This window comes from Streptomyces sp. CA-210063 (assembly GCF_024612015.1).
GTDB lineage: Bacteria > Actinomycetota > Actinomycetes > Streptomycetales > Streptomycetaceae > Streptomyces.
Window position 1 is genome coordinate 684,135 of sequence record NZ_CP102512.1, and the last position, 24,054, is coordinate 708,188.

Below are 24,054 nucleotides of genomic sequence, written 5' to 3' on the forward strand. Positions count from 1 at the left end.
CCGACAGCCTGACCGCGCTCACTCCTCGTCGCGTGTCAGCGCCAGCAGCCGGTCCAGCACGCGCGGTCCCCCGGCCCGTACGCCGTCGTGCTCGAACTCGTCCGTGACCCAGGTGCGCAGGCCGCGGATGGCGCCGGCCGTCCGGAGCGAGTGGGCCGTGTCGACGTACATGTCGTCGTGGTAGATCGCGGCCGCGACCGGCACCTCGTTGACGGCGAGCTGGTCCGGCTCGTACAGGGGCAGCCAGCCCCGCCCCTCGGCCAGATCCTCCGCGGTCTCGCGCAGCGGGCGCAGGGCGGGGTCGTTGTCGAACATCCAGGGGTGCACGGACTCGCCCGTGAACAGCAGCGGGCCGTCGCCGGTCAGCGTCTTGGCGGCGTCGAACTGCGGGAACCGGCGGCGCACCCGCTCCGCGGCCCAGCCCGTGGGGCCCGGGTCCTGGCCGTAGATCGCCTCGTGGAGGAGCGCGTACAGCGGGTGGCCCGCGTACGACAGGAGCCCCTGGACCTCCTCCTGGAAGGAGTCGGAGAGGGAGGGGCCCTGCGGGGTGCGGACGAAGGCGTCCTCCAGCAGGAAGTGCAGCCGGTGGCTGCCGTCGCCGCGGCCGAGCATGATGCCCAGCGACTGGAACGCCTCGACGGTGAACCGGTAGCCGTTCGGCAGGACGACGTCGTGCTGGAGAAGGTGCTCGGCGATCTGCCGGGCCCGCTCGACGTCCTGCGGGTAGCGGGCGTAGTGCGCGTCGACCTTGCGTTCGATGCGCGGGTAGGCGGCCCGGTAGACGTCGTCGGCGTTCGCGTCGAGGGAGGGCAGTCCGCCGGTGATGACGACCGTGCTCAGACCCTCGGGCGCGTGGGACAGATACGTGACCGCGCAGAAGCCGCCGAAACTCTGGCCGAGGACGGCCCAGGGGGCGCCGCCGGTGACCTCGGTGCGGATGGCCTCGCAGTCGCGGACGATGGAGTCGGCGCGGAAGTGGGCGAGGTAGTCGGCCTGTTCGACGGGGCCGCCGCGCAGCGGAAGGGTCTGGCGGTTGGCGGGGGTGGAGGCACCCGTGCCGCGCTGGTCCAGGAGCAGGACCCGGTACTCCCGCAGGGCCCGCTCCAGCCAGGCCTCACGGCCGATGAAACGGTTCGCCCCGAAGCCGGGGCCGCCCTGCAGATAGACGAGCCAGGGCAGTTCGGCATCCGTCTTGTCGCTCGCGACGACCTCGCGGGCGTAGAGCTCGATCCGCTCCCCCGCCGGGTGTTCGTGGTCGAGGGGGACGGTGAAGCGACGGTCGGTGAGGACGACACCGGGCTGCCGGTAGCTGACGGACAACAGGGCTCCTTGAACGGACGGATTCCAGGCCGTGGTCCACTCCAGCACAGATTCTTCGCCCGGCCGAGCCCGTGGATCAAGAAATTCCCGCGAACCTCTACTGAATGACGGCTCAGCGCGCCGAGAGGCTGGAGCGCCGCACCACCAGTTCCGGCTGGAGCACGACCCGCCGGTGTTCGTGCGGGGTGGGCGCGGTCTCGGCCTCGGTCTCCTCCAGGAGGAGTTCGGCGGCGAGGGCGCCCATGGTGACGGCGGGCTGCCGTACGGAGGTGAGGGGGACGGCGGCCGCGGCGGCGAACTCGATGTCGTCGTAACCGACGATGGCGAGGTCGTCGGGGACGCTCACGCCGGCCGCGTACATGGCCTGGAGGACTCCGAGGGCGAGCAGGTCGTTGGCGCAGAAGACGGCGGTCGGGCGGTCGGCGAGGCCGAGGAGGCGGGCGCCCGCGTCACGGCCGGCGGCCACGTCGAGGCGCTCGGTGGGCAGTTCGCGCAGCGCGTCGGCGCCGAGTCCCGCCTCGTGCAGGGCGTTGAGAGCGCCCGTACGGCGGTCGCGGACCTGGTTGAGGCCCGCCGGTCCGCTGACGTAGGCGAGGGAGCGGTGGCCCGCGTCGACCAGATGCCGTACGGCGAGCGCGCCGCCCGCGACGTCGTCGACGGAGACCGAGCACTCGGTGGTGCCCTCGGCGACCCGGTCGACGAGGACGAAGGGGATGCCGTGGCGGCGGAACGCCTCGATGTTGCGTCCAGTGGCGTCGGCGGGGGTGAGGAGCACACCGCGCACGCGCTGTTCGGCGAAGAGCGACAGGTAGTCGGACTCCTCGCCCGCGCTCTGCGCGCTGTTGCAGACCATCACGCCGAGCCCGGCGTCGCGCGCGGCCCGTTCGGCACCGCGCGCGACGTCGACGAAGAAGGGGTTGCCCATGTCGAGCACGAGCAGCCCCATGATGCGGCTGCGCCCCGCCCGCAGCTGGCGCGCCGATTCGCTTCGGACATAGCCGAGACGGTCTATCGCGGCCTGTACCCGGGCTCGCGTCCCGGAGGCCACCGAGTCCGGCCGGTTGATGACGTTCGACACCGTGCCGACGGAGACTCCGGCGGCAGCGGCGACGTCCTTGATACCCACCGACTGGGCCATGGGGTGGGAACCTCCAGGAAGGTGCGGAGCGGCGGGCATGCGTTCACATTACCTTCGGGCCACCGCAGAGAATGGCCTAGTCAGGCGCGGGAACGTTCCCGTTGTACGGGAATCAGGCGGGCAGGGCGAAGTCGATGACGCGGAGCGCCGACGGTGTGGTGCCGCTCGACTTCACCTGGTACATCACGGACAGGACGTTGTCCTGGGCGATCCGGCTCTCGTCGAACACGACCTCGCCGAAGGCGTTGAGCCCGGAGCCGTCGAACAGGATCTTCCAGTCGGTGTGCCCGGAGGCCGCCGAGGCACCGGCGATCCGGCCGAACGGGAAGATCGCGTAGGCGTTGTTGTACTTGTCCATGACCAGCTTGGTGCGCTGGCTGGAGTTCAGCGGCACCGGTATCTCGGTCTTCGCCCAGGCTCCGGAGGAGCTCTTGCGGACGAGGAAGGCGCGGCCGTTGGCCGTGCGGTCGGCGACGTAGTTCGTGGTGCACTGGCCGAAGCGGCCGGGGACGTAGCTGATGATCGCGTGCGGTCGGCCGGCGGAGTCGGTCCACTGGCTCTCCTGGTTCATCAGGGAGTGGTCCGGGTTGAGCGCGTCCACGACGAGGCCCGTGTCGGTGACGGAGACCTTGTCGGAGCCGCCGGTGGTGCCGACGACGGCGCCCGCGTTGTTGCGCCAGGTGCGGCCCAGGTCGTCCGAGTAGACGTAGCCGGTGTCGTGGTTGGTGATGCCGCCGCCGTTGCACATCACGGCGCCGTTCTGCTCACGCCACGTGAACATGGCGTGCAGGCGCCCGTTGCGGTCGTAGTCGATGCCGTGCAGGTACATGTTGCGGGCCGTCGAGGAGCCGTGCTCACTGGTGTACGTGCCGGTGGAGCTGGTCCACTCGCCGAGGTTGGTCCAGGAGGTGCCGTTGTACTCGGCGAGGGCGTTGCGGCCGTTGCCGGAGATGCCGGCGCGGTAGCTCAGCTGGAGCTTGCCGTCGGGCATCGAGATGAACTGCGGGTAGGTGAACTGCGAGGTGAGGGCGAGTCCGTCGAGGGTGGACTGCGGGGCGCCGAAGCGGCTCGTGGTCCAGCTCAGCCCCGCCGGGTTGTCCATGAGCCCGGCGACCGACTTGACGTAGGTGAAGCCGTCGCTGTGGGAGTCCATGTTGAGGTGGAGACGGCCGTCGACCTCGGAGACGCCCATGGAGATGACGTTGTGGGAGTCGTTGTAGCGCAGGGTGTGGCCGACCTTGACGGTGGACCAGGTGCCGGAGCCGAGGACGCGGCGGCCGACGACGGCGTTGCGGTCGGCGGTGTACCAGACGGCGTACTGGTAGCCCTTGTAGGTCAGCAGGGCGTTCTTCTGGAACGAGTTGTTGTTGACGAGGCCGTCGTAGGACACGAAGAAGATGGCCTGGCTGTCCAGCAGCGTGTTGCCGGTCTGGGTGACCGAGGGGCCGGGGTCGGCGGCGCGGGCGGTGGTGGCGCCGAGGGCGGGGGCCACCACGGCACCGGCGAGGGCGGCGCCGAGCAGCGTACGTCTCTTCATCTCGGGGACTCCATTGTCGAGCGAGGTGCGGGGAAGGGGGGCGGGGAAGGGAGATACGGGGAGATCAGTCCAGGTGGAACACTTCGGTGAGCGGCTTCATGGCCTCGTCGGGGCGGGCGCCGTCCAGCGACTCGAAGAACGGCGCCATCTCCGTCTGCCAGCGGGCGTTGACGTCGGTGGCCTCCATGCCGGCCTGTGCGGCTTCGAAGTCCTCGGTCTCCAAGTAGCCGACCAGCAGGCCGTCCTCGCGCAGGAAGAGCGAGTAGTTGTGCCAGCCGGTGGCCGAGAGCGCTGCGAGCATCTCGGGCCACACGGCGGCGTGCCGCTCGCGGTACTCGTCGAGGCGATCCGCCCTGACCTTCAGCAGGAAGCACACGCGTTTCATCAACACCCCTCCAGGGATCAGAAGTTGAACTGGTCGATGTTGTCCTTGTTGAAGACGGTCGGCTTGCCGAGGCTGATCACGCCGTCCTTGCCGATGGTGTACTCGCCCATGTCGCCGGCGGTGAAGGTCTCACCCTCCTGGCCGGTGATCTGACCGGAGACCAGCGCCACCGAGGTACGGGCGGCCAGCTCGCCGAGCTTCGCCGGGTCCCACAGCTCGAACGCCTCGACGGTGCCGTTCTTGACGTACTTGCGCATGTCGTTCGGGGTGCCGAGGCCGGTCAGCTTGACCTTGCCCTTGTACTTGGAGCCCGACAGGTACTGCGCGGCCGCCTTGATGCCGACCGTGGTCGGGGAGATGATCCCCTTCAGGTTCGGGTACTCCTGGAGCAGGCCCTGGGTCTGCTGGAAGGACTTCTGGGCGTCGTCGTCACCGTAGGCGACCTTGACGAGCTTGATGTCCTTGTACTTCGGGTCCTTGAGCTCGTCCTTCATGAAGTCGATCCAGATGTTCTGGTTCGTCGCGGTCTGCGCGGCCGACAGGATCGCGATCTCGCCCTTGTAGCCGATCTGCTCGGCGAGCAGCTGGACCTCGGTGCGGCCCAGGTCCTCGGCGCTGGCCTGCGAGACGAAGGCGTTGCGGCACTCCGGCTTGGTGTCGGAGTCGTAGGTGACGACCTTGATGTCGTTGCTCATGGCCTGCTTGAGCGCGGTACACAGGGCGCCCGGGTCCTGCGCGGAGACGGCCATCGCGTCGACCTGCTGCTGGGTGAGCGTGTTGACGTAGGAGACCTGGCCGGAGGTGTCGGTGGCGCTGGACGGGCCGACCTCCTTGTAGGTGGAGCCCAGCTCCTTCAGGGCCGCCTCGCCGCCCTTGTCGGCGGAGGTGAAGTACGGGTTGTTGACCTGCTTCGGCAGGAAGCCGACGGTCAGGCCCTTCTTCAGCTCGGCGTTCGGGTCGGCCTTGCCGGTGGCGCTCGCCGAGGCGGTGTCGCTCTTGACGTCCTCCTTGGTGGTGCCGCCGCAGGCGGTGGCGGCGAGGGCGAAGGAGGTGACGGCGGCGAGGGCCGCACAGGAGCGGCGGAGTGTTGCCTTGCGCATGAGGGTTCCTTTGTCACTGAGGGACGGGCGGGTGAGCGTGTACGAGGTCGGCGGTGGGGGCCCAGCCGTTCAGGAGGCTGGAGTGGGCGCCTTTGGCACCGGCGCTGAGGCTGCTCTACGGCCGGCCCTCGCGACGGAGATCTGACGTGCGACCCGGGGGCCGAGCACGGAGAGGACGAGCAGGACGCCGGTGACGACGATCTGCGACTGGGCGGAGACGTCCTGGAGGCTCATCACGTTCTGCAGCGTGCCCAGCAGGAAGACTCCCGCGATCGCGCCGCCGAGCGTGCCCTTGCCGCCGTCGAAGTCGATGCCGCCGAGCAACACGGCGGCCACCACGGAGAGTTCGAGGCCGGTCGCGTTGTCGAAGCGGGCGCTGGCGTAGTGCAGGGCCCAGAAGACGCCGGTGAGGGAGGCCATCAGGCCGGTCACCGTGAACAGGACCAGCTTCTGCCGCCTGACCCGGATGCCGGCGAACCGCGCGGCCTCCTCGCTGGCGCCGATCGCGTAGAGGGAGCGCCCGAAGGGGGTGAGATGCAGGGCGACCACGGCGATGACGAGCAGGACCAGGAAGGGGATGAAGGCCTGCGGGACGAAGCTGTCACCGATGCGGCCGGCCGCGAAGTCCAGGTACTGCGTGGGGAAGTCGGTCACCGAGTCGGAGCCGAGCACGATCTGCGCGATGCCCCGGTAGGCGGCGAGGGTACCGATGGTGACGGCGAGGGAGGACAGACCGAGCCGGGTGACCAGCAGGCCGTTGATCAGTCCGCAGACCACGCCGAGGGCCAGGCAGATCGGGATGATCGTCTCGATGGTCATGCCCTGGTTCCACAGGGCCCCCATCACCGCGCCGGACAGTCCGGCCGTGGAGGCGACCGACAGGTCGATCTCGCCGGCCACCACGAGCAGGGTCATCGGCAGGGCGATCAGCGCGATCGGCAGGGTGTTGCCGATGAGGAAGGACAGGTTGAGCGCGTTCCCGAAGCCGTCGACGCTACCGAAGGACAGCAGGAGTACGACGATGAGGAGGGCGCCGACGACCGTGTCCCAGCGGACGGCGCGCGACAGCGTGGAGTCAGCCATGGCGGGCGTTCCTCTTCTTCAGGGCGGTCGCCACCCGCAGCGCGACCACACGGTCCACGGCGATGGCGAGGATGAGCAGGATGCCGTTGATCGCGAGCACCCACACCGAGCTGACGCCGAGGGCGGGCAGCACGCTGTTGATGGAGGTCAGCAGCAGGGCGCCCAGGGCCGCCCCGTAGACGCTGCCGGAGCCGCCGGTGAAGACGACGCCACCGACCACGACCGCGCTGACGACGGTGAGTTCGTAGCCGTTGCCGGTGCTGGAGTCGACGTTGCCGAACCGGGCCAGGTACAGCGCTCCGGCGAGGCCGGCGAGGGCACCGCAGAAGGTGTAGGCGACCAGGATCCGCTTGCGGACCGGGATACCGGCGAGGCGGGCGGCCTCCGGGTTGGAGCCGAGCGCGTACAGCTCGCGGCCGCTGCCGAAGTGCTTCAGGTAGTACGCCGTCGCCACCAGCACCGCCACCGCGATCAGCGCCAGGTACGGCACCGCCGAGATACCGCCGGAGCCGAAGTCGACGAACCCGTCGGGCAGGTCGGCCGCGGTGATCTGCCGGGAGCCGACCCAGATCGAGTCGATGCCCCGGATGATGTACAGCGTGCCGAGGGTGACGACGAGCGCGGGGACCTGGCCGAGGCTGACGAGCAGGCCGTTCAGCAGACCGAAGCCGATGCCCATCAGGACCGCCAGCAGCACGGCCACAACCGCGTTCCCGCCGCCCTGGAGATACGTACCGGCGGCGAAGGCGCTGATGCCGAGGGTGGAGCCGACCGACAGGTCGACGTTCCGGGTGATGACCACCAGCGACTGGCCTACGGCGACCAGCACCAGGATGGTCGCGTTGAGCAGCAGGTCCTTGATGCCCTGTTCGGTCAGGAACTCGCTGTTGCCCAGCTGGGTGACGACGATCATCACCAGGAAGACGACCAGGATGGCGAGTTCACGCATCTTGAAGACGCGGTCCACCAGCCGGGTGCCACTGGACTTGGGCACCTCGGTGACGGGGGTGTTCTGAGGGGTGGTCACCGTCATGCGGCGGCCCTCCCGGTGGCTGCGGCCATCACGGATTCCTCGGTGGCTTCGGAGCGAGGGATCTCGGCGGTGAGCCGGCCCTCGTGCATCACGAGCACGCGGTCGGCCATACCGAGGATCTCGGGCAGGTCGGAGGAGATCATCAGCACGGCCACGCCGTCGGCGGCGAGCTGGCTGAGCAGGCGGTGCACCTCGGCCTTGGTACCGACGTCGATGCCCCGGGTGGGCTCGTCGACGATCAGTACCTTCGGGCCCGTGGCGAGCCACTTGGCGAGGACGACCTTCTGCTGGTTGCCGCCGGACAGGGTGTTGACGGTGTCGGCGATCCGGGCGTACTTCACCTGGAGCTTGACCGCCCAGTCGAGGGAGCGGCTTCGTTCGGCGCCGCGGTCGACGAGACCGGCCTTCACGGTCGTACGGAGTCCGGTGAGGCCGATGTTCCGCTCGATGGACATGTCCATCACCAGGCCCTGGGCGCGGCGGTCCTCGGGGACCAGGGCGAGCCCGGCGGACATGGCGGTGGAGGGGGCGCCGTTGGTGAGCGCCCTGCCGTCGACGTCGACCTCGCCCGCGTCCCAGCGGTCGATGCCGAAGACGGCCCTCGCCACCTCGGTACGGCCGGCTCCGACGAGGCCGGCCAGGCCGACGATCTCGCCGCGCCGGACGTCGAAGGAGACGTCGGTGAAGACGCCCTCGCGGGTCAGCCGGCGCACACTGAGCGCGACCTCGCCCGGCTCGACCTCCTGCTTGGGGTACAGCTCGTCGAGGTCGCGGCCGACCATGCGGCGGACCAGGTCGTCCTCGGTCATCCCGTCGATCGGTTCGCTGGAGATCCAGGCGCCGTCGCGCAGCGTGGTGACCCGCTGGCAGATCTGGAAGATCTCCTCCAGCCGGTGGGAGATGAAGAGGACGGCCGAGCCCTGCTCGCGCAGTGTGCGGACGACGCCGAAGAGCCGGGCCACCTCGCTGCCGGTGAGGGCCGCCGTCGGCTCGTCCATGATCAGCACGCGGGCGTCGAAGGACAGCGCCTTGGCGATCTCGACGATCTGCTGGTCGGCGATGGACAGGCCGCGCGCCGGGCGGTCGGGGTCGAGTTCGACGCCGAGCCGCTGCATCAGGGCGAGGGTCGCCGCATGGGTGGCCTTGTGGTCGATGCGGCCGAGGGCGCGCCGGGGCTGGCGGCCCATGAAGATGTTCTCGGCGATCGACAGGTCGGGGAAGAGCGTGGGCTCCTGGTAGATCACGGCGATGCCCGCGTCCCGGGCGTCGGCCGGGCCGTGGAAGACCGTGGGCGCGCCGTCGAGGAGCACCTGACCGGAGTCCGGTCGGTGCACCCCGGCGAGGCTCTTGATCAGGGTCGACTTTCCCGCGCCGTTCTCCCCGGCGAGTGCGTGCACCTCGCCCGGGAACAGTTCGAGGGACACGTCCCGCAGGGCGCGTACGGCGCCGAAGGACTTGGAGACGCCCTTCAGAGCGAGAACGGGGGCCGGACCCTTGTCGGACCGGTGGGTCATGGGGGCTCCTCGACGACGGCCGGTGGCTAGCGAGAAGCTGCCTCACTGCGTCGTGAAAGGTTTCAACTGGATTGCCGGGACGTTAGGCACCACACGCAGGTCACGTCAATGGGTTCCGGCCGAAATTCTTTCGATAGAAGAGGTCACAACCGGGTCACGGGCAGCTGTCTTGACCAGGGGGGTTGACAGTCTGGCGAGCCGCTCATAGTTTCCCGTTCTGAATCGTTTCAGACATCGAAGTCGGTAGGAGCCCTGACGTGACCGAGCTCGCCGCGGTGAAGGCCGCCCTCAAGACCCAGGCCGTCGAGACGCCGTCGTGGGCGTACGGAAACTCCGGAACCCGCTTCAAGGTGTTCGCCCAGCCGGGTGTTCCGCGCAATCCCTGGGAGAAGCTGGACGACGCCGGCAAGGTCCACGAGTTCACCGGCGTGGCCCCGACCGTGGCCCTCCACATCCCCTGGGACAAGGTCGAGGGCTCCGATGGATACGCAGAGCTCTCGAAGCACGCGGAGGAGCGTGGCGTGAAGCTCGGCGCCATCAACTCCAATACCTTCCAGGACGACGACTACAAGCTGGGGAGCATCTGCCATCCGGATGCGTCGGTGCGCCGCAAGGCCGTCGATCACCTGCTGGAGTGCGTCGACATCATGGACGCGACCGGGTCGCGGGACCTGAAGCTGTGGTTCGCGGACGGTACGAACTATCCCGGCCAGGACGACATCCGTGAGCGCCAGGACCGGCTGGCCGAGGGGCTTGCCGAGGTGTACGAGCGGCTCGGGGACGACCAGCGGATGCTGCTGGAGTACAAGTTCTTCGAGCCGGCGTTCTACACGACCGATGTGCCGGACTGGGGTACCGCCTACGCCCACTGCCTCAAGCTCGGGCCGAAGGCACAGGTCGTCGTCGACACCGGGCACCACGCGCCCGGCACCAACATCGAGTTCATCGTGGCGACACTGCTGCGGGAGGGGAAGCTCGGCGCGTTCGACTTCAACTCGCGGTTCTACGCGGACGACGACCTGATGGTCGGGTCCGCCGACCCGTTCCAGCTGTTCCGGATCATGTACGAGGTCGTGCGTGGCGGTGGGTTCACTCCTGAGGTCGCGTTCATGCTCGATCAGTGCCACAACATCGAGGCGAAGATTCCGGCGATCATCCGGTCGGTGATGAATGTGCAGGAGGCCACGGCGAAGGCGCTGCTGGTTGACCGGGACGCGTTGCGCTCCGCTCAGCAGGCCGGGGATGTGCTCGAGGCCAACGCCGTGGTGATGGACGCGTACAACACGGATGTGCGGCCGTTGCTTCGTGAGGTGCGCGAGGAGATGGGGTTGGACGCCGATCCCATGGGGGCGTACCGGCGGTCCGGGTGGGCCTCGAAGATCGTTGAGGAGCGGGTGGGAGGAGAGCAAGCCGGTTGGGGAGCCTGATACCGGGTCTCGTCTGCCAGTTCTCGTCCGTTGCGGACTGCGGGTCGTGTGTGGTTGATCGCGCAGTTCCCCGCGCCCCTGACGGGGCGCCGCAGTCCCCTTTCGTACATACGTCACCGTAAGGATTGATCTCGCATGGCAACCCATCCCGAAGCCGCCGCCCTTCTCGCTCGGTCCCGTCGGCTCGGCGCTGATCCCCGGAACACCAACTACGCCGGTGGCAATACGTCCGCCAAGGGGACCGACACCGACCCCGTCACCGGTGGTGACGTGGAGCTGATGTGGGTGAAGGGGTCCGGAGGGGACCTCGGCACGCTCACCGAAGCCGGGCTGGCCGTGTTGCGGCTGGACCGGATGCGGGCGCTCGTCGAGGTGTACCCGGGTGTGGAGCGCGAGGACGAGATGGTGGCCGCGTTCGACTACTGCCTGCACGGGAAGGGTGGGGCGGCGCCGTCCATCGACACCGCCATGCACGGTCTCGTGGACGCGGCCCATGTGGACCACCTGCACCCCGACTCCGGGATCGCGCTCGCTTGTGCCGCCGACGGGGAGAAGCTGACCGCCGAGTGTTTCGGGGACAGTGTGGTGTGGGTGCCGTGGCGGCGGCCGGGGTTCCAGCTGGGGCTGGACATCGCGGCCGTGAAGCGGGAGAACCCGCAGGCCATCGGGTGTGTCCTGGGCGGGCATGGGATCACCGCCTGGGGTGACACCGCCGAGGAGTGCGAGAAGAACTCGCTGCACATCATCCGGACCGCCGAGCAGTTCCTCGTCGAGCGGGGGAAGGCGGAGCCGTTCGGGCCGGTGCTCGACGGGTACGCGGCCCTGGCCTCCTCCCAGAGGCGTGAGCGGGCCGCCGCCCTGGCCCCGCACATCCGGGCCATCGCCTCGCAGGACAAGCCGCAGGTCGGGCACTTCACCGACTCCGAGGTCGTCCTCGACTTCCTGGCGAGTGCGGAGCACCCGCGGCTCGCCGCCCTGGGGACCTCGTGCCCCGACCACTTCCTTCGTACGAAGGTCCGGCCGCTCGTGCTGGATCTTCCGCCGGCCGCCGATCTCGACACGGCGATCGCGCGGCTCAAGGAGCTGCACGCCGAGTACCGGGAGGAGTACGCCGCCTACTACCAGCGGCACGCCGAGCCCGACTCCCCCGCGATGCGCGGCGCGGACCCGGCGATCGTGCTGATCCCGGGTGTGGGCATGTTCAGCTTCGGCAAGGACAAGCAGACCGCGCGGGTGGCCGGTGAGTTCTACGTCAACGCGATCAATGTGATGCGGGGCGCCGAGGCGGTGTCGACGTACGCGCCGATCGAGGAGTCGGAGAAGTTCCGCATCGAGTACTGGGCGCTGGAGGAGGCCAAGCTTCAGCGGATGCCCAAGCCGAAGCCGCTGGCGACGCGGGTCGCGCTCGTCACGGGTGCGGGGAGCGGGATCGGGAAGGCCATCGCCCATCGGCTCGTCGCCGAGGGGGCCTGTGTCGTCGTCGCCGATCTGAACGCCGAGAACGCCGCCGCCGTCGCCGAGGAGCTGGGCGGGGCCGACAAGGCCGTCGCCGTGACCGTCGACGTGACGGACGAGGAGCAGATCGGTGCGGCCTTCAAGGCGGCCGCGCTGGCCTTCGGCGGTGTCGATCTCGTCGTCAACAACGCCGGCATCTCGATCTCCAAGCCGCTCCTCGAGACGTCGGCGAAGGACTGGGATCTTCAGCACGACATCATGGCGCGCGGTTCGTTCCTCGTGTCGCGTGAGGCGGCTCGGGTGATGATCGCGCAGGGTCTGGGCGGCGACATCGTCTACATCGCCTCGAAGAACGCCGTCTTCGCCGGGCCCAACAACATCGCCTACTCCGCCACCAAGGCCGACCAGGCGCACCAGGTGCGGCTGCTGGCCGCCGAGCTGGGCGAGCACGGCATCCGTGTCAACGGGGTCAACCCGGACGGTGTCGTGCGCGGCTCCGGGATCTTCGCGGCGGGCTGGGGTGCCCAGCGGGCCGCCGTGTACGGGGTGGAGGAGGAGAAGCTGGGCGAGTTCTACGCGCAGCGGACCATCCTCAAGCGCGAGGTGCTGCCGGAGCACGTGGCGAACGCGGTGTTCGCGCTGACGGGCGGGGAGCTGACGCACACCACCGGTCTGCATGTTCCGGTCGACGCCGGCGTGGCCGCCGCGTTCCTGCGATGAGCGGGTCCGTGAAGTCGTACGCGGCGGTCGACCTCGGTGCGTCCAGTGGGCGGGTCATGGTCGGCCGCGCGGGGCGGGACTCGCTGGAACTCGTCGAGGCCCACCGGTTCCCGAACCGGCCGGTGCGGACGCCCGAGGGGCTGCGCTGGGATGTGCTCGCGCTGTACGCGGGGGTGCTCGACGGGCTGAAGGCGGCCGGGCAGGTCGACTCCGTCGGCATCGACAGCTGGGCCGTCGACTACGGGCTGCTCGACGGTGACGGGGCCCTGCTGGGCAACCCGGTGCACTACCGGGACTCCCGTACCGAGGGCGTCGCGGAGAAGGTGTGGGCCTCCGTGCCCGCCGCCGAGCTGTACGCGGCGACAGGGTTGCAGTACGCGCCCTTCAACACGCTCTACCAGCTGGTCGCCGCCCGGTCCTCCGCCCAACTGGCATACGCCAAGCGGCTGTTGCTCATCCCCGATCTGTTGACGTACTGGCTGACGGGCGAGCTGGGCACCGAGCTGACCAATGCCTCGACGACGCAGCTGATCGATCCCCGGACGCGCGACTGGTCGTACGACGTGGCCGAGCGGCTCGGGGTCGATCTGGAGCTGTTCGCGCCACTGCGGCGGCCCGGGGATCCGGCGGGGTTCCTCCAGGAGCGGGTGCTGGAGGAGACCGGGCTGACGGGCCTGGTTCCGGTGACGGCGGTCGGGTCGCACGACACCGCTTCGGCGGTGGCGGCCGTGCCGGCCACCGGCGAGCGGTTCGCGTACATCTGTACGGGCACCTGGTCGCTGGCCGGTCTTGAGCTGGACGCGCCGGTGCTGACCGAGGCGAGCCGGGCGGCCAACTTCACCAATGAGCTGGGGCTGGACGGCACGGTCCGTTACCTCCGGAACATCATGGGGCTGTGGCTGCTCCAGGAGTGCGTACGGGAGTGGGGGGACCCGGATCTCGGCGAGCTGCTGCGGGCCGCCGCGACGGTGCCCGCGCTGCGGTCGGTCGTGGACGCCGGGGACTCGGCGTTCCTCGCGCCCGGCCGGATGCCGGAGCGGATCGCCGAGGCGTGCCGGGAGTCGGGGCAGCCCGTCCCCAGGACGCCCGCCGAGATCACCCGCTGCATCCTCGACTCGCTGGCCCTCGCCCACCGGCGGGCCGTCACCGAGGCCCAGGCGCTGGCCGACCACCCCGTCGACGTCGTCCACATCGTCGGCGGCGGTACCCGCAACGCCCTGCTCTGCCAGCTCACCGCCGACGCCTGCGGGCTGCCGGTGGTGGCGGGACCGGCGGAGGCGGCGGCCCTGGGCAATGTCCTCGTCCAGGCCCGTAGCCATGGCCTGGTGGGCGACCGGGCCTCGATGCGGCAGCTCCTCGCCCGCACCCAGCCGCTGGTGCGGTACGAGCCGCAGGGCGACCCGGCGGCCTGGCGCGCGGCGGAGGCCCGGCTCACCGAGCGGTGAGCGGGGCCGTCCCCGCGGGCCGATCGGCCAGGGGTGTCCCGTCGCCGACCGTCCCGCGGGTCATTTCCGTGGGCGCTCGGCGCGCGGGGACTCTCGCCCTCCGCGTACTCGCGTCGTACTCTGCACTCATCCGATGACCGACCCCCAAGGAGCCGCGATGCGTGTCGCCCTGTTCCTGACCTGTGTCAACGACACGCTCTATCCGGATACCGGCCGCGCCGTGGTGAAACTGCTGACCAGGCTGGGCGTCGACGTCGACTTCCCGATGGGCCAGACCTGCTGCGGGCAGGCGCACTACAACACCGGGTACCGGCATGAGGCCGAGCCGCTGGCCCGGCAGTTCTCCGATGTATTCCGGGACTACGAGGCGATCGTCACGCCGTCCGGCTCCTGCGGGGCGATGGTGCGGGAGCTGTATCCACGGATGGGTGAGCGGGCGCGGGCGGAGGGGCGGGGAGACACCCTCGCGCGGACGCTGGCGCCGGTCGTGCCGAAGACATACGAGCTGACCGAGTTCCTGGTGGACGTGCTGGGCGTGACCGATGTCGGCGCGTACTACCCGCACAAGGTGACGTACCACCCGACCTGCCACGGGCTGCGCAGCCTGGGCCTGGGCGAGCGGCCGCGGCGGCTGCTCCAGGCCGTGAAGGGGCTGGAGCTGGTGGAACTGCCCGGCGCCGACGAGTGCTGTGGCTTCGGTGGCACGTTCGCCATGAAGAACTCCGATGTCTCGGCGGCGATGGGCGCGGACAAGGTGCGCAACGCCGAGTCGACGGGGGCCGAGGTGCTGTGCGCGGCCGACAACTCGTGTCTCATGCACATCGGCGGCACCATGACCCGGCTGCGTACGTCCGTACGGCCGGTCCACATCGCGGAGATCCTGGCGAGCACGGAAGAGGAGCCGACGGCATGAGCGGGACGTTCGTCGGTATGCCGGCCTTCCCCAAGGCCGCGCACGAGGCCGTGCACAACACGACCCTGCGCGGCAATCTGCGCCACGCCACGCACACCATCCGCGCCAAACGCGCGAACGCGGTCGCGGAGATGTCCGACTGGGCCGCGCTGCGGGAGGCGGGCAAGCAGATCAAGGACCACACCCTGCGTCATCTCGACCGGTATCTCGTGCAGTTGGAGGAGTCGGTCACGGCGGCCGGCGGCACGGTGCACTGGGCCGCCGACGCGGACGAGGCGAACCGGATCGTGACGTATCTCGTCAAGGCGACCGGTGAGAGCGAGGTCGTCAAGGTCAAGTCGATGGCGACGCAGGAGATCGGGCTGAACGAGGCGCTGGAGGCCGAGGGCATCCACGCCTACGAGACCGATCTCGCCGAACTCATCGTGCAGTTGGGCAAGGACCGGCCGTCGCACATCCTCGTCCCGGCGATCCACCGCAACCGGGGCGAGATCCGTGACATCTTCGCGCGCGAGATGAGCGAGTGGGGCCGCCCCGCCCCCGAGGGCCTGACCGACACGCCCGCCGAGCTGGCGGAGGCCGCGCGGCTGCATCTGCGGGAGAAGTTCCTGCGCGCCAAGGTCGGTGTCTCCGGCGCGAACTTCATGGTCGCCGACACCGGCACGCTGGTCGTCGTGGAGTCCGAGGGCAACGGCCGGATGTGCCTCACCCTCCCCGAGACCCTGATCTCCGTCGTCGGCATCGAGAAGATCGTGCCGACCTGGCAGGACCTGGAGGTCTTCCTCCAGACCCTCCCCCGCTCCTCGACGGCCGAGCGGATGAACCCGTACACCTCGACCTGGACCGGCACCACGGACGAGGACGGACCGAGCACCTTCCATCTCGTCCTCATCGACAACGGCCGCACGGACACGCTCGCCGACGAGGTCGGCCGGCAGGCCCTGCGCTGCATCCGCTGCTCGGCCTGTCTCAATGTCTGCCCGGTGTACGAGCGGGCGGGCGGCCACGCGTACGGCTCGGTCTACCCGGGCCCGATCGGCGCCATCCTCAGCCCCCAGCTCCGGGGCACGGCGAGCGAGATCGACGCCTCGCTGCCGTACGCCTCGTCGCTGTGCGGCGCCTGCTACGAGGTGTGCCCGGTCGCCATCGACATCCCGGAGGTGCTGGTGCATCTGCGGGAGCGCATCGCGCAGGGCGGGCCGGTGACCGAGCAGGGCAACAAGGTCGTGCTCAAGCCCGCGAAGGGGCATGCCGCCGAACGGGCGGCGATGCGCGCGGCACGCTGGGCGTTCAGTCACCCCGGCGCGCTGCGCACCGGGCAGCGGCTCGCGTCCCGCACCCGCCGCTTCCACCCCCGTACGCTGCCGGGCCCCGGCAAGGCGTGGAGCGCCAGCCGCGATCTTCCCGCGCTGCCCGCCGAGCCGTTCCGGGACTGGTGGCAGCGCACGAACGGCGGAAAGGACACGGGCAAGTGAGCAGCAGGGATCTGATCCTGGGCCGGGTGCGGCGCGCCCTCGCCGACGTACGACGGGACGACACGCCGTACGAGCAGGCGGTTCAGCGGGATTACCTCCGGGTGCACGGCGAGCGGAGTGTCGCGGAGACGGTGGATCTGCTGGCCGAGAACCTGGCGGACTACCGGGCTCTCGTGCACCGCACGGACGCCGACGGGCTCGCCGGGGTCGTCGCCGGGCTGTTGCGGGAGCACGGCTCGAAGACGGTGCTCGCGCCGCCCGGGCTGAGGGAGGAGTGGCTGGCGGCGACCGAGGTGACGCGGGTCCCGGACCGTGGGGAGAGCACTCCGCACGAGCTGGACCAGGTCGACAGCGTCGTCACCGCCTGTGCCCTCGCCATCGCCGAGACCGGCACGATCGTCTTGGACGGCTCCCCCGACCAGGGCCGCCGCCGGATCACGCTCGTGCCCGACCATCACATCTGCGTCGTACGCGTACCGGAGCAGGTCGTCTCGTCGGTGCCGCAGGCTTTCGAACGGCTCGACCCGACACGCCCGTTGACCTGGATCTCCGGCCCGTCCGCCACCAGTGACATCGAGCTGGACCGGGTGGAGGGGGTGCACGGTCCACGCACCCTGGAGGTGGTGCTGGTGACAGGGATCGGCGACTGAGGCGGGGGCGGCGCTCGCCGCGCGGATGTCGGCGGGGGTCTCCGGGTCGTCGCGGAACCGTCGCCTCGTCCTTGTTAGGTTGAGTGGCACCTTCAGGCGTCAACTCGGGGAGTTTTCATGCCACTTGACCGACCGGTGATCAACAGCGACATTCCGCACTCGGCCCGGATCTGGAACTACTGGCTCGGCGGCAAGGACTGCTACGAGATCGACCGGCGGGTCGGCGAGGAGATCCGCGGGGTGAACCCCCAGATCGTCGACGTGGCCCGCGCCCAACGGGCGTTCCTGCGCCGAACGGTCGCGCACCTCACCGAGGAGGCCGGCTTACGCCAGTTCCTCGACATCGGCGCCGGGCTGCCCACGGTGGACAACACCCACGAGGTCGCCCAGCGCATCGCGAGGGACGCGCGGGTCGTCTACGTCGACCACGACCCGACCGTCCTCGCCCAGGCCACGGCCCTGCTGACCAGCACCCCCGAGGGCGCCACCGCGTTCATCGACGCCGACCTGCGCGACCCGGACACCATCCTCGAACGCGCCGCCCGCACCCTGGACCTCACCCGCCCGGTCGCCCTCGTCCTGCTCGGCATCACCGCCCATGTGCCCGACGAGAGCGCGTACGACGTCGTCACCCGGCTCCTCGACGCCCTGCCCTCCGGCAGCCATCTGATCCTGGGCGACAGCACGGAGGTGTACCGGCCGAAGGCGATGCGGGTCATGGTCGAGCAGTGGAACGAGGCGAGCGACAACCCGCGCGTCAACCGGTCCCCCGAGCAGCTCGCCCGCTTCTTCGACGGGCTGGAGCTCCTGGAGCCCGGGCTCGTGTCCGTGGCCCAGTGGCGGACCGGGCGGGGCTCCGAGGAGCCGTGGGAGGTCGACTGTTTCGGCGGGGTGGCGCGCAAGCCGTAGAGCGAGCCCAGAGGAAGCCGCAGACATCACGGCTCGCTCTTGGCCAAGGCTTCGGCGGCCACCTTCAGGTCCGACACGAGCCCCGCGTACGCGCCCTCCCGGTCGTCGGCGCGGAGCACGGCCGAGGGATGGAGCGTGGCGACGACGTAGGGGTGGTCGGCCTGGTCTTCGCCGGCTTCCGAGGCGCCGTCCGATCCCCCGGGAGGCATGGGCAGCAGGGCCCCGCGGTCCTTCGTGACCCGGAAGGAGCTGCCGAGCAGTGCCTTGGCGGCGGTCGCGCCGAGGGCCACCACGACCTCCGGCCGCACCAGGCGCAGCTCGGCGAGCAGCCAGGGGCGGCAGGCGGCGACCTCATGCAGGTCGGGGGCCTTGTGGATACGGCGTTTGCCGCCGCCCGGGGGCAGGGTGAACTTGAAGTGCTTGACCGCGTTGGTCACATAGGCCGCGTCCATGTCGATCCCGGCCTCGTCCAGCGCCCGCCGCAGCAGCCGCCCGGCCGGACCGACGAACGGCTCGCCCTGCCTGTCCTCCTGGTCCCCCGGCTGTTCACCGACCAGGAGGAGCCGCGCGGACTCGTTCCCCTTGCCGAACACCGTCTGGGTGGCGCCCTCGTGGAGGGGGCACCCCCGGCAGTCGGCCGCGGCACGGCGATGGGCGGAGAGACCGCCGCGGCTCGGCAGATACGGCTCGGCGTCGTAGGCCCGCGGGTCCTGGGAGGGGGTCTTCGTGGGACTCACGGGCTTCGTTCCGCTCGCACGTCGGGGGGAGCTCGTGTGCTCGGTGGGGGCCGGGTGCCTGGTAGCGCGTGCGTGCTTCGTGGTGCCCATCCGCTGCCACCTCCTTCACCGGGAGCCTGCCCGGAGCTCTTCACCGGGAGCCGGCTCGGAACTGGCTCCCGGGTACCCGCTCCGTCCCGGATCCATCATGACTTCTCGCGTACCGGGCATCCACGGACGAATGCCCCCTCTTCTCGGGCGGCCCAGCGGCAGTTGCTGTCCGTCGTGGCCGTGCCGGCCTCGACGCACCCGGCGGTGCCCACGGCCCTCGGCCTGACCCTGCCGCACGAGCGGGTGAACATCCGGCAGACGGTCGGGCTCGTGGGTGCGGCGCTCGCGATACTGCTGCTCACCTTGGGCTGATCTGATCACCTCGTCCGACGGAACCGCCGCCGAGGAAGGTGCGGGACCCGGCGGCCGCGCGGCCGGTCGTCCCAGGTGGGAGGCCGTACGGGCGCTGCCGGAGCGGTCACGGGCGGCGTCCGCCGCGTCCCATCAAACTTGGGTCGTTCGTTTTCTTGAACTCTTCGTGTTTATGAGGGTAGGTTGGTCGCCATGACCGCATCCCAGCCTCCGAACACCGCCGAGGAGCTGCGCGGTGCCGGCCTGCGGGTGACGGCCGCGCGCGTCGCGCTGCTGGAAACCGTCCGGGACGGCGACCACCTCGGCGTCGAAGCGATCGCCGCAGGGGTGCGCGATCGTGTGGGCCACATCTCCCTCCAAGCCGTGTACGAGGCCCTGAACGCGCTCGCCGGCGCCGGCCTCGTACGCCGCCTCGAACCACCCGGCAGCCCTGCCCTGTACGAGGGTCGTGTCGGGGACAACCACCACCACCTCGTGTGCCGCTCGTGCGGTGCCGTGGTCGACGTCGACTGCGCGGTCGGGCACGCCCCCTGCCTGACCGCGTCCGACGACCACGGCTTCGCGATCGACGAGGCCGAGGTCATCTACTGGGGCCTGTGCCCCCCATGTTCCGAAGCCAGCAGTTCAGCACCGTGATCCACCAGTTCCGGAAGGACTCCCATGACTGAGAACCACGACGCGATCGTCACGGACGCGAAGCCCGAGGAGACGGGAGGCTGCCCGGTCGCTCACGGGCGCGCCGCGCACCCGACCCAGGGCGGCGGAAACCGTCAGTGGTGGCCGGAGCGGCTCAACCTGAAGATCCTCGCCAAGAACCCCGCCGTGGCGAACCCCCTCGGTGAGGAGTTCGACTACGCCGAGGCGTTCAAGAACCTCGACCTCGCGGCCGTGAAACAGGACATCGCCGAGGTGCTGACCACCTCGCAGGACTGGTGGCCGGCCGACTTCGGCAACTACGGCCCGCTGATGATCCGTATGGCCTGGCACAGCGCCGGTACGTACCGCATCAGCGACGGCCGCGGTGGCGCCGGTGCCGGTCAGCAGCGCTTCGCGCCGCTGAACAGCTGGCCGGACAACGCCAACCTGGACAAGGCCCGCCGTCTGCTGTGGCCGGTGAAGAAGAAGTACGGCCAGTCCATCTCCTGGGCCGACCTCATGATCCTCACGGGTAACGTCGCCCTGGAGCAGATGGGCTTCGAGACCTTCGGCTTCGGCGGCGGCCGCGCCGACGTCTGGGAGGCCGAGGAGGACGTCTACTGGGGTCCCGAGACCACCTGGCTCGACGACCAGCGCTACACCGGCGACCGCGAGCTGGAGAGCCCGCTCGGCGCCGTCCAGATGGGTCTGATCTACGTCAACCCGGAGGGCCCGAACGGCAACCCGGACCCGATCGCCGCGGCCCGCGACATCCGTGAGACGTTCCGCCGCATGGCGATGAACGACGAGGAGACCGTCGCCCTCATCGCCGGTGGTCACACCTTCGGCAAGACGCACGGCGCCGGCCCCGCGGACAACGTGGGCAACGACCCCGAGGCCGCCTCGCTGGAGGAGCAGGGTCTCGGCTGGAAGTCCACCTACGGCACCGGCAAGGGCGGCGACACCATCACCTCCGGCCTGGAGGTCACCTGGACCGCCACGCCGACCCAGTGGAGCAACGGGTTCTTCAAGAACCTCTTCGAGTACGAGTACGAGCTCACCCAGAGCCCGGCCGGTGCGAACCAGTGGGTCGCCAAGGACGCCGAGGCGATCATCCCCGACGCACACGACCCGTCGAAGAAGCACCTCCCGACGATGCTCACCACCGACCTGTCGCTCCGCTTCGACCCGATCTACGCGGAGATCTCGCGTCGCTTCTACGAGCACCCCGACCAGTTCGCGGACGCCTTCGCCCGCGCCTGGTTCAAGCTGACCCACCGTGACATGGGCCCGAAGTCGCTGTACCTCGGCCCGGAGGTCCCGGCGGAGACCCTGCTGTGGCAGGACCCGCTGCCTCAGGCCGAGGGCGAGGTCATCGACGCCGCCGACATCGCGGCGCTCAAGGCCAAGCTGCTCGCCTCGGGTCTGACCGTCTCGCAGCTGGTGTCCACCGCGTGGGCGTCGGCCTCCACCTTCCGCGAGAGCGACAAGCGGGGCGGCGCCAACGGTGCCCGTATCCGTCTGGAGCCGCAGCGCGGCTGGGAGGTCAACAACCCGGACGAGCTGCGGCAGGTCCTGAGCGTCCTGGAGGGCGTCCAGTCGGAGTTCAACTCCGGCGCCAAGAAGGTCTCCCTGGCCGACCTGATCGTCCTCGGCGGTGCCGCCGCGGTCGAGAAGGCCGCCAAGGACGCCGGCTACGACGTCGAGGTGCCGTTCACCCCGGGCCGCGTGGACGCGACCGAGGAGCACACGGACGTGGAGTCCTTCGCCGCGCTGGAGCCTTCGGCCGACGGGTTCCGCAACTACCAGGGCAAGGGCAACCGCCTCCCCGCCGAGTACCTGTTGCTCGACAAGGCGAACCTGCTCTCGCTCAGCGCCCCCGAGATGACGGCCCTCGTCGGTGGTCTGCGTGTGCTGGGCGCCAACCACGCCCAGTCCTCGCACGGCGTCTTCACCGACACCCCGGGCAAGCTCACCAACGACTTCTTCGTCAACCTGCTCGACCTGGGCACGACCTGGAAGTCCACGTCCGCGGACCAGACCCTCTTCGAGGGCCGTGACGCGGCCACCGGCGAGGTCAAGTGGACCGGCACCCGTGCCGACCTCGTCTTCGGCTCCAACTCCGAGCTCCGTGCCCTCGCCGAGGTCTACGCGAGCGACGACGCGAAGGAGAAGTTCGTGAACGACTTCGTCGCGGCCTGGGCCAAGGTCTCCGACCTGGACCGCTTCGACCTGGTCTGATCGTCCCGATCACGGCGTCCGGGTCGGCCCTTCACGGGCCGGCCCGGACGTTTTTTCATGCGCCGCGACCTCCGTTATCCGACGCCGAGTGCGTGCGGCCTCAGCGATCCGTGCCGCGACCCTGACCCCGATCGCCGACGACATCGGAGCCCGCGCTTCTGAGCACTCCCCCATCCCGCCGCGTACTTAAGGGCCGGACAGTCAACGGTCTCGACGTACCCCTCGACTCGACGTACGAGGAAGGGTGGAGATGGGAACTCTGGCTCTGAGCTGGGCGATCGCGGCGGTCGCCGCTCTGGTCGCCGCCGTCAGCGCGGTGCGCGTGCTGACCACGGGTGGGGCGGCCCGGTTCGCGGCGGGCGGTGATCTGCTGATGGGGCTGTGCATGGCCGCGATGGCACTGCCCGCGACGGCGGCCTGGTACGGCGGACACGGCATGGTGTGGGCGGTGGTGTTCGCCCTGCTCGGGCTCGGCGGCGCCGTCCTGGCCTGCGTGCACGCGCGTGCGCGCGGCCGGCGGCACGGCCTGCCCTGGGTGCACCTCGTCGTCGGCAGCGCCGGCATGGTGATCATGACGTTGGCGATGACGACCACGTCGGCGGGCCCGGTGCTCGCCCTGGGCCACAGCCATGGCCACGGTCACGGCTCCTCGACGGCCGGAACACCGGCCATGGAGGCCCACGCCTCCGCCGGCACCGAGACGGCGGCATCGTCCACCAGCTTGCGCATCGCGGTGGCCGCGCTCGCCGTCTACTTCCTGTGGTCGATCGCGGCGTCGGTGTGGGCCCGCGTACGCGGCACCGACCGGAACGCGCCCCTCAGCGGTCGCGAGAGCGGTCGGCACCGCAAGAGCGGCACCGCACCGGAGGCAGCCCTGGTGGCCCATGTGGGGATGGGCGGCACCATGTCGGCGATGCTGCTGATGATGGTCGTGTAGTCATCCGCGAAGTCAGCGGAGTCAGCGGAGTCAGCGGGCGGGCAGCCGGACGCCCAGTTCGGCGGCCGCCGTCCGGAGCAACGGGACCATGGCGACGAGGTCGTCCATGCTGCGGCGGAAGGCGGGCGCGGCGGTGGAGAGGGCGGCGAAGACGGTGCCGTCGGGCCGCAGGATCGGGACCGCCACGGCACGCAGGCCGGGGTGGTGCTCCTCGTCGGCGGTGGCGTAGCCGAGTTCGGCGGCGCGGGCGACGTGCGCGCGCAGGACGTCGCGGTCGGTGATGCTGTTCGGGCCGTGCGGGGTGAGGTCGACGCGGTCCAGGAGGTCGGCGCGTACGTCGTCGGGGGCGAAGGCCATGAGGACCTTGCCCATCGAGGTGCAGTGCAGCGGGCCGTGGCGGCCCGGGTCGCTGCGGACGCCGACCGGCAGGGGGCCGTCCACGTAGTGCACATACAGGTGCCGGGTGCCGTCGAGGACGGACATCAGGGTGGCTTCCTCGGTCTGCCGCGTCACGCGCTGCATCACGGGGAGGGCGGTGCCGGCGAATCCGTAGACCTGGCCCGCCTGCTGGCCGAGCCGGAAGAGCCTGAGGCCCGGCTTGTAACGCTTGCCGTCGGCCTCGAACTCGACGAGGCCCTCGCGGCAGAGGGAGTTGACCAGCCGGTGGACCGTACTGACGGCGACGCCGCTGGCGCGGGCCAGTTCGGACAGCGTGATGCCGTGCGGGTGCTCGCCGACCAGGACGAGCAGCCGGATCGCCCGTCCGACCACGTCTGCCGGTACCTCGCTGCCGCTCACAGCGGCAAATTACCACTGGGCGGAAAGACCTCCCACTCAGCGGTGCCACTCGTTGAGACCGCTCCGTGGTGCCACTCGTTGATACCGCTCAGTGGTGCCCGGCGCCACGCGGTGGTTGACATCGCCCGTGCGTCGCGCCGACGATGTTTTCCATTGGGTAGATAATCTTTCCACTCAGCGGGAAAATCAGGAGCCGTGT

The 24,054-nt window shown here is 70.1% G+C and carries 21 protein-coding genes; 11 read left to right on the forward strand and 10 right to left on the reverse strand.

Features of this window, described 5'->3' with window-relative positions:
• Nucleotides 1-18: 18 nt before the first annotated feature.
• The 8 genes from JIX56_RS02945 to JIX56_RS02980 all read right to left on the reverse strand — a co-directional run bounded on the left by JIX56_RS02945 (nucleotide 19) and on the right by JIX56_RS02980 (nucleotide 9,110).
• Nucleotides 19-1,320 (reverse strand): alpha/beta hydrolase, encoded by a 1,302-nt coding sequence (locus JIX56_RS02945; protein WP_257537184.1) that lies wholly within the window; start codon nucleotides 1,318-1,320, stop codon nucleotides 19-21.
• A gap of 112 nt (nucleotides 1,321-1,432) precedes the next feature.
• Nucleotides 1,433-2,458, reverse strand: a complete 1,026-nt coding sequence (locus tag JIX56_RS02950) for a LacI family DNA-binding transcriptional regulator (protein WP_257537185.1) — start codon at nucleotides 2,456-2,458, stop codon at nucleotides 1,433-1,435.
• Between the two features lie 112 nt (nucleotides 2,459-2,570).
• Complete coding sequence (locus JIX56_RS02955; RefSeq protein ID WP_257537186.1) at nucleotides 2,571-3,995, reverse strand: BNR repeat-containing protein; 1,425 nt, start codon at nucleotides 3,993-3,995, stop codon at nucleotides 2,571-2,573.
• 64 nt (nucleotides 3,996-4,059) lie between these two features.
• Nucleotides 4,060-4,380 carry an L-rhamnose mutarotase gene (locus tag JIX56_RS02960; protein ID WP_257537187.1) on the reverse strand — a complete coding sequence of 107 codons (321 nt, stop codon included), beginning with the start codon at nucleotides 4,378-4,380 and terminating at the stop codon, nucleotides 4,060-4,062.
• 17 nt (nucleotides 4,381-4,397) lie between these two features.
• Nucleotides 4,398-5,480, reverse strand: a complete 1,083-nt coding sequence (rhaS, locus tag JIX56_RS02965) for a rhamnose ABC transporter substrate-binding protein (protein ID WP_257537188.1) — start codon at nucleotides 5,478-5,480, stop codon at nucleotides 4,398-4,400.
• A 69-nt stretch (nucleotides 5,481-5,549) separates the two neighbouring features.
• Entirely contained in the window at nucleotides 5,550-6,563 is a 1,014-nt protein-coding gene (locus JIX56_RS02970) for an ABC transporter permease (RefSeq protein WP_257537189.1), read from the reverse strand.
• Nucleotides 6,556-7,596: an ABC transporter permease gene (locus tag JIX56_RS02975; RefSeq protein ID WP_257537190.1), complete on the reverse strand. Its 1,041-nt coding sequence runs from the start codon at nucleotides 7,594-7,596 to the stop codon at nucleotides 6,556-6,558. Before JIX56_RS02975 ends, JIX56_RS02970 begins: the two co-directional genes overlap by 8 nt.
• Entirely contained in the window at nucleotides 7,593-9,110 is a 1,518-nt protein-coding gene (locus JIX56_RS02980; protein WP_257537191.1) for a sugar ABC transporter ATP-binding protein, read from the reverse strand. The genes JIX56_RS02975 and JIX56_RS02980 overlap by 4 nt, the downstream gene beginning before the upstream one ends.
• Nucleotides 9,111-9,367: 257 nt before the next feature.
• On the opposite strand from JIX56_RS02980, the gene rhaI reads away from it, so the two are divergent.
• The 7 genes from rhaI (at nucleotide 9,368) to JIX56_RS03015 (ending at nucleotide 18,104) form a co-directional block, all read left to right on the forward strand.
• Entirely contained in the window at nucleotides 9,368-10,537 is a 1,170-nt protein-coding gene (rhaI, locus tag JIX56_RS02985; RefSeq protein WP_257537192.1) for an L-rhamnose isomerase, read from the forward strand.
• Between the two features lie 135 nt (nucleotides 10,538-10,672).
• Nucleotides 10,673-12,712: a bifunctional aldolase/short-chain dehydrogenase gene (locus JIX56_RS02990; protein WP_257537193.1), complete on the forward strand. Its 2,040-nt coding sequence runs from the start codon at nucleotides 10,673-10,675 to the stop codon at nucleotides 12,710-12,712.
• On the forward strand, nucleotides 12,709-14,157 hold the full coding sequence (locus JIX56_RS02995) for a rhamnulokinase (RefSeq protein ID WP_257537194.1): 1,449 nt from the start codon (nucleotides 12,709-12,711) through the stop codon (nucleotides 14,155-14,157). The genes JIX56_RS02990 and JIX56_RS02995 overlap by 4 nt, the downstream gene beginning before the upstream one ends.
• Before the next feature lie 157 nt (nucleotides 14,158-14,314).
• Nucleotides 14,315-15,070, forward strand: a complete 756-nt coding sequence (locus JIX56_RS03000; protein ID WP_257537195.1) for a (Fe-S)-binding protein — start codon at nucleotides 14,315-14,317, stop codon at nucleotides 15,068-15,070.
• Entirely contained in the window at nucleotides 15,067-16,545 is a 1,479-nt protein-coding gene (locus JIX56_RS03005; RefSeq protein ID WP_257537196.1) for a LutB/LldF family L-lactate oxidation iron-sulfur protein, read from the forward strand. The genes JIX56_RS03000 and JIX56_RS03005 overlap by 4 nt, the downstream gene beginning before the upstream one ends.
• On the forward strand, nucleotides 16,542-17,195 hold the full coding sequence (locus JIX56_RS03010; RefSeq protein WP_257537197.1) for a LutC/YkgG family protein: 654 nt from the start codon (nucleotides 16,542-16,544) through the stop codon (nucleotides 17,193-17,195). Before JIX56_RS03005 ends, JIX56_RS03010 begins: the two co-directional genes overlap by 4 nt.
• Nucleotides 17,196-17,312: 117 nt before the next feature.
• Nucleotides 17,313-18,104: an SAM-dependent methyltransferase gene (locus tag JIX56_RS03015; RefSeq protein WP_257537198.1), complete on the forward strand. Its 792-nt coding sequence runs from the start codon at nucleotides 17,313-17,315 to the stop codon at nucleotides 18,102-18,104.
• Nucleotides 18,105-18,130: 26 nt separating this feature from the next.
• Here the strand turns inward: JIX56_RS03015 and JIX56_RS03020 are convergent, their stop codons facing one another.
• A complete protein-coding gene (locus JIX56_RS03020; RefSeq protein WP_257537199.1) occupies nucleotides 18,131-18,841 on the reverse strand; it encodes a UdgX family uracil-DNA binding protein in 711 nt (236 codons plus the stop codon).
• Nucleotides 18,842-19,105: 264 nt separating this feature from the next.
• Here JIX56_RS03020 and JIX56_RS03025 point away from each other — a divergent pair, with 264 nt between their 5' ends.
• The 4 genes from JIX56_RS03025 to JIX56_RS03040 all read left to right on the forward strand — a co-directional run bounded on the left by JIX56_RS03025 (nucleotide 19,106) and on the right by JIX56_RS03040 (nucleotide 23,057).
• Entirely contained in the window at nucleotides 19,106-19,243 is a 138-nt protein-coding gene (locus JIX56_RS03025; protein WP_257537200.1) for a hypothetical protein, read from the forward strand.
• A 192-nt stretch (nucleotides 19,244-19,435) separates the two neighbouring features.
• Entirely contained in the window at nucleotides 19,436-19,879 is a 444-nt protein-coding gene (locus JIX56_RS03030; RefSeq protein ID WP_257537201.1) for a Fur family transcriptional regulator, read from the forward strand.
• A gap of 24 nt (nucleotides 19,880-19,903) precedes the next feature.
• The gene (katG, locus tag JIX56_RS03035) at nucleotides 19,904-22,120 is read left to right on the forward strand and encodes a catalase/peroxidase HPI (protein WP_257537202.1); all 2,217 of its coding nucleotides are present in this window, start codon (nucleotides 19,904-19,906) and stop codon (nucleotides 22,118-22,120) included.
• A gap of 250 nt (nucleotides 22,121-22,370) precedes the next feature.
• Nucleotides 22,371-23,057 (forward strand): DUF5134 domain-containing protein, encoded by a 687-nt coding sequence (locus JIX56_RS03040; RefSeq protein ID WP_257537203.1) that lies wholly within the window; start codon nucleotides 22,371-22,373, stop codon nucleotides 23,055-23,057.
• A gap of 30 nt (nucleotides 23,058-23,087) precedes the next feature.
• Here JIX56_RS03040 and JIX56_RS03045 read toward each other — a convergent pair whose 3' ends face one another.
• On the reverse strand, nucleotides 23,088-23,855 hold the full coding sequence (locus JIX56_RS03045; protein WP_257537204.1) for an IclR family transcriptional regulator: 768 nt from the start codon (nucleotides 23,853-23,855) through the stop codon (nucleotides 23,088-23,090).
• Nucleotides 23,856-24,054: the final 199 nt, after the last annotated feature.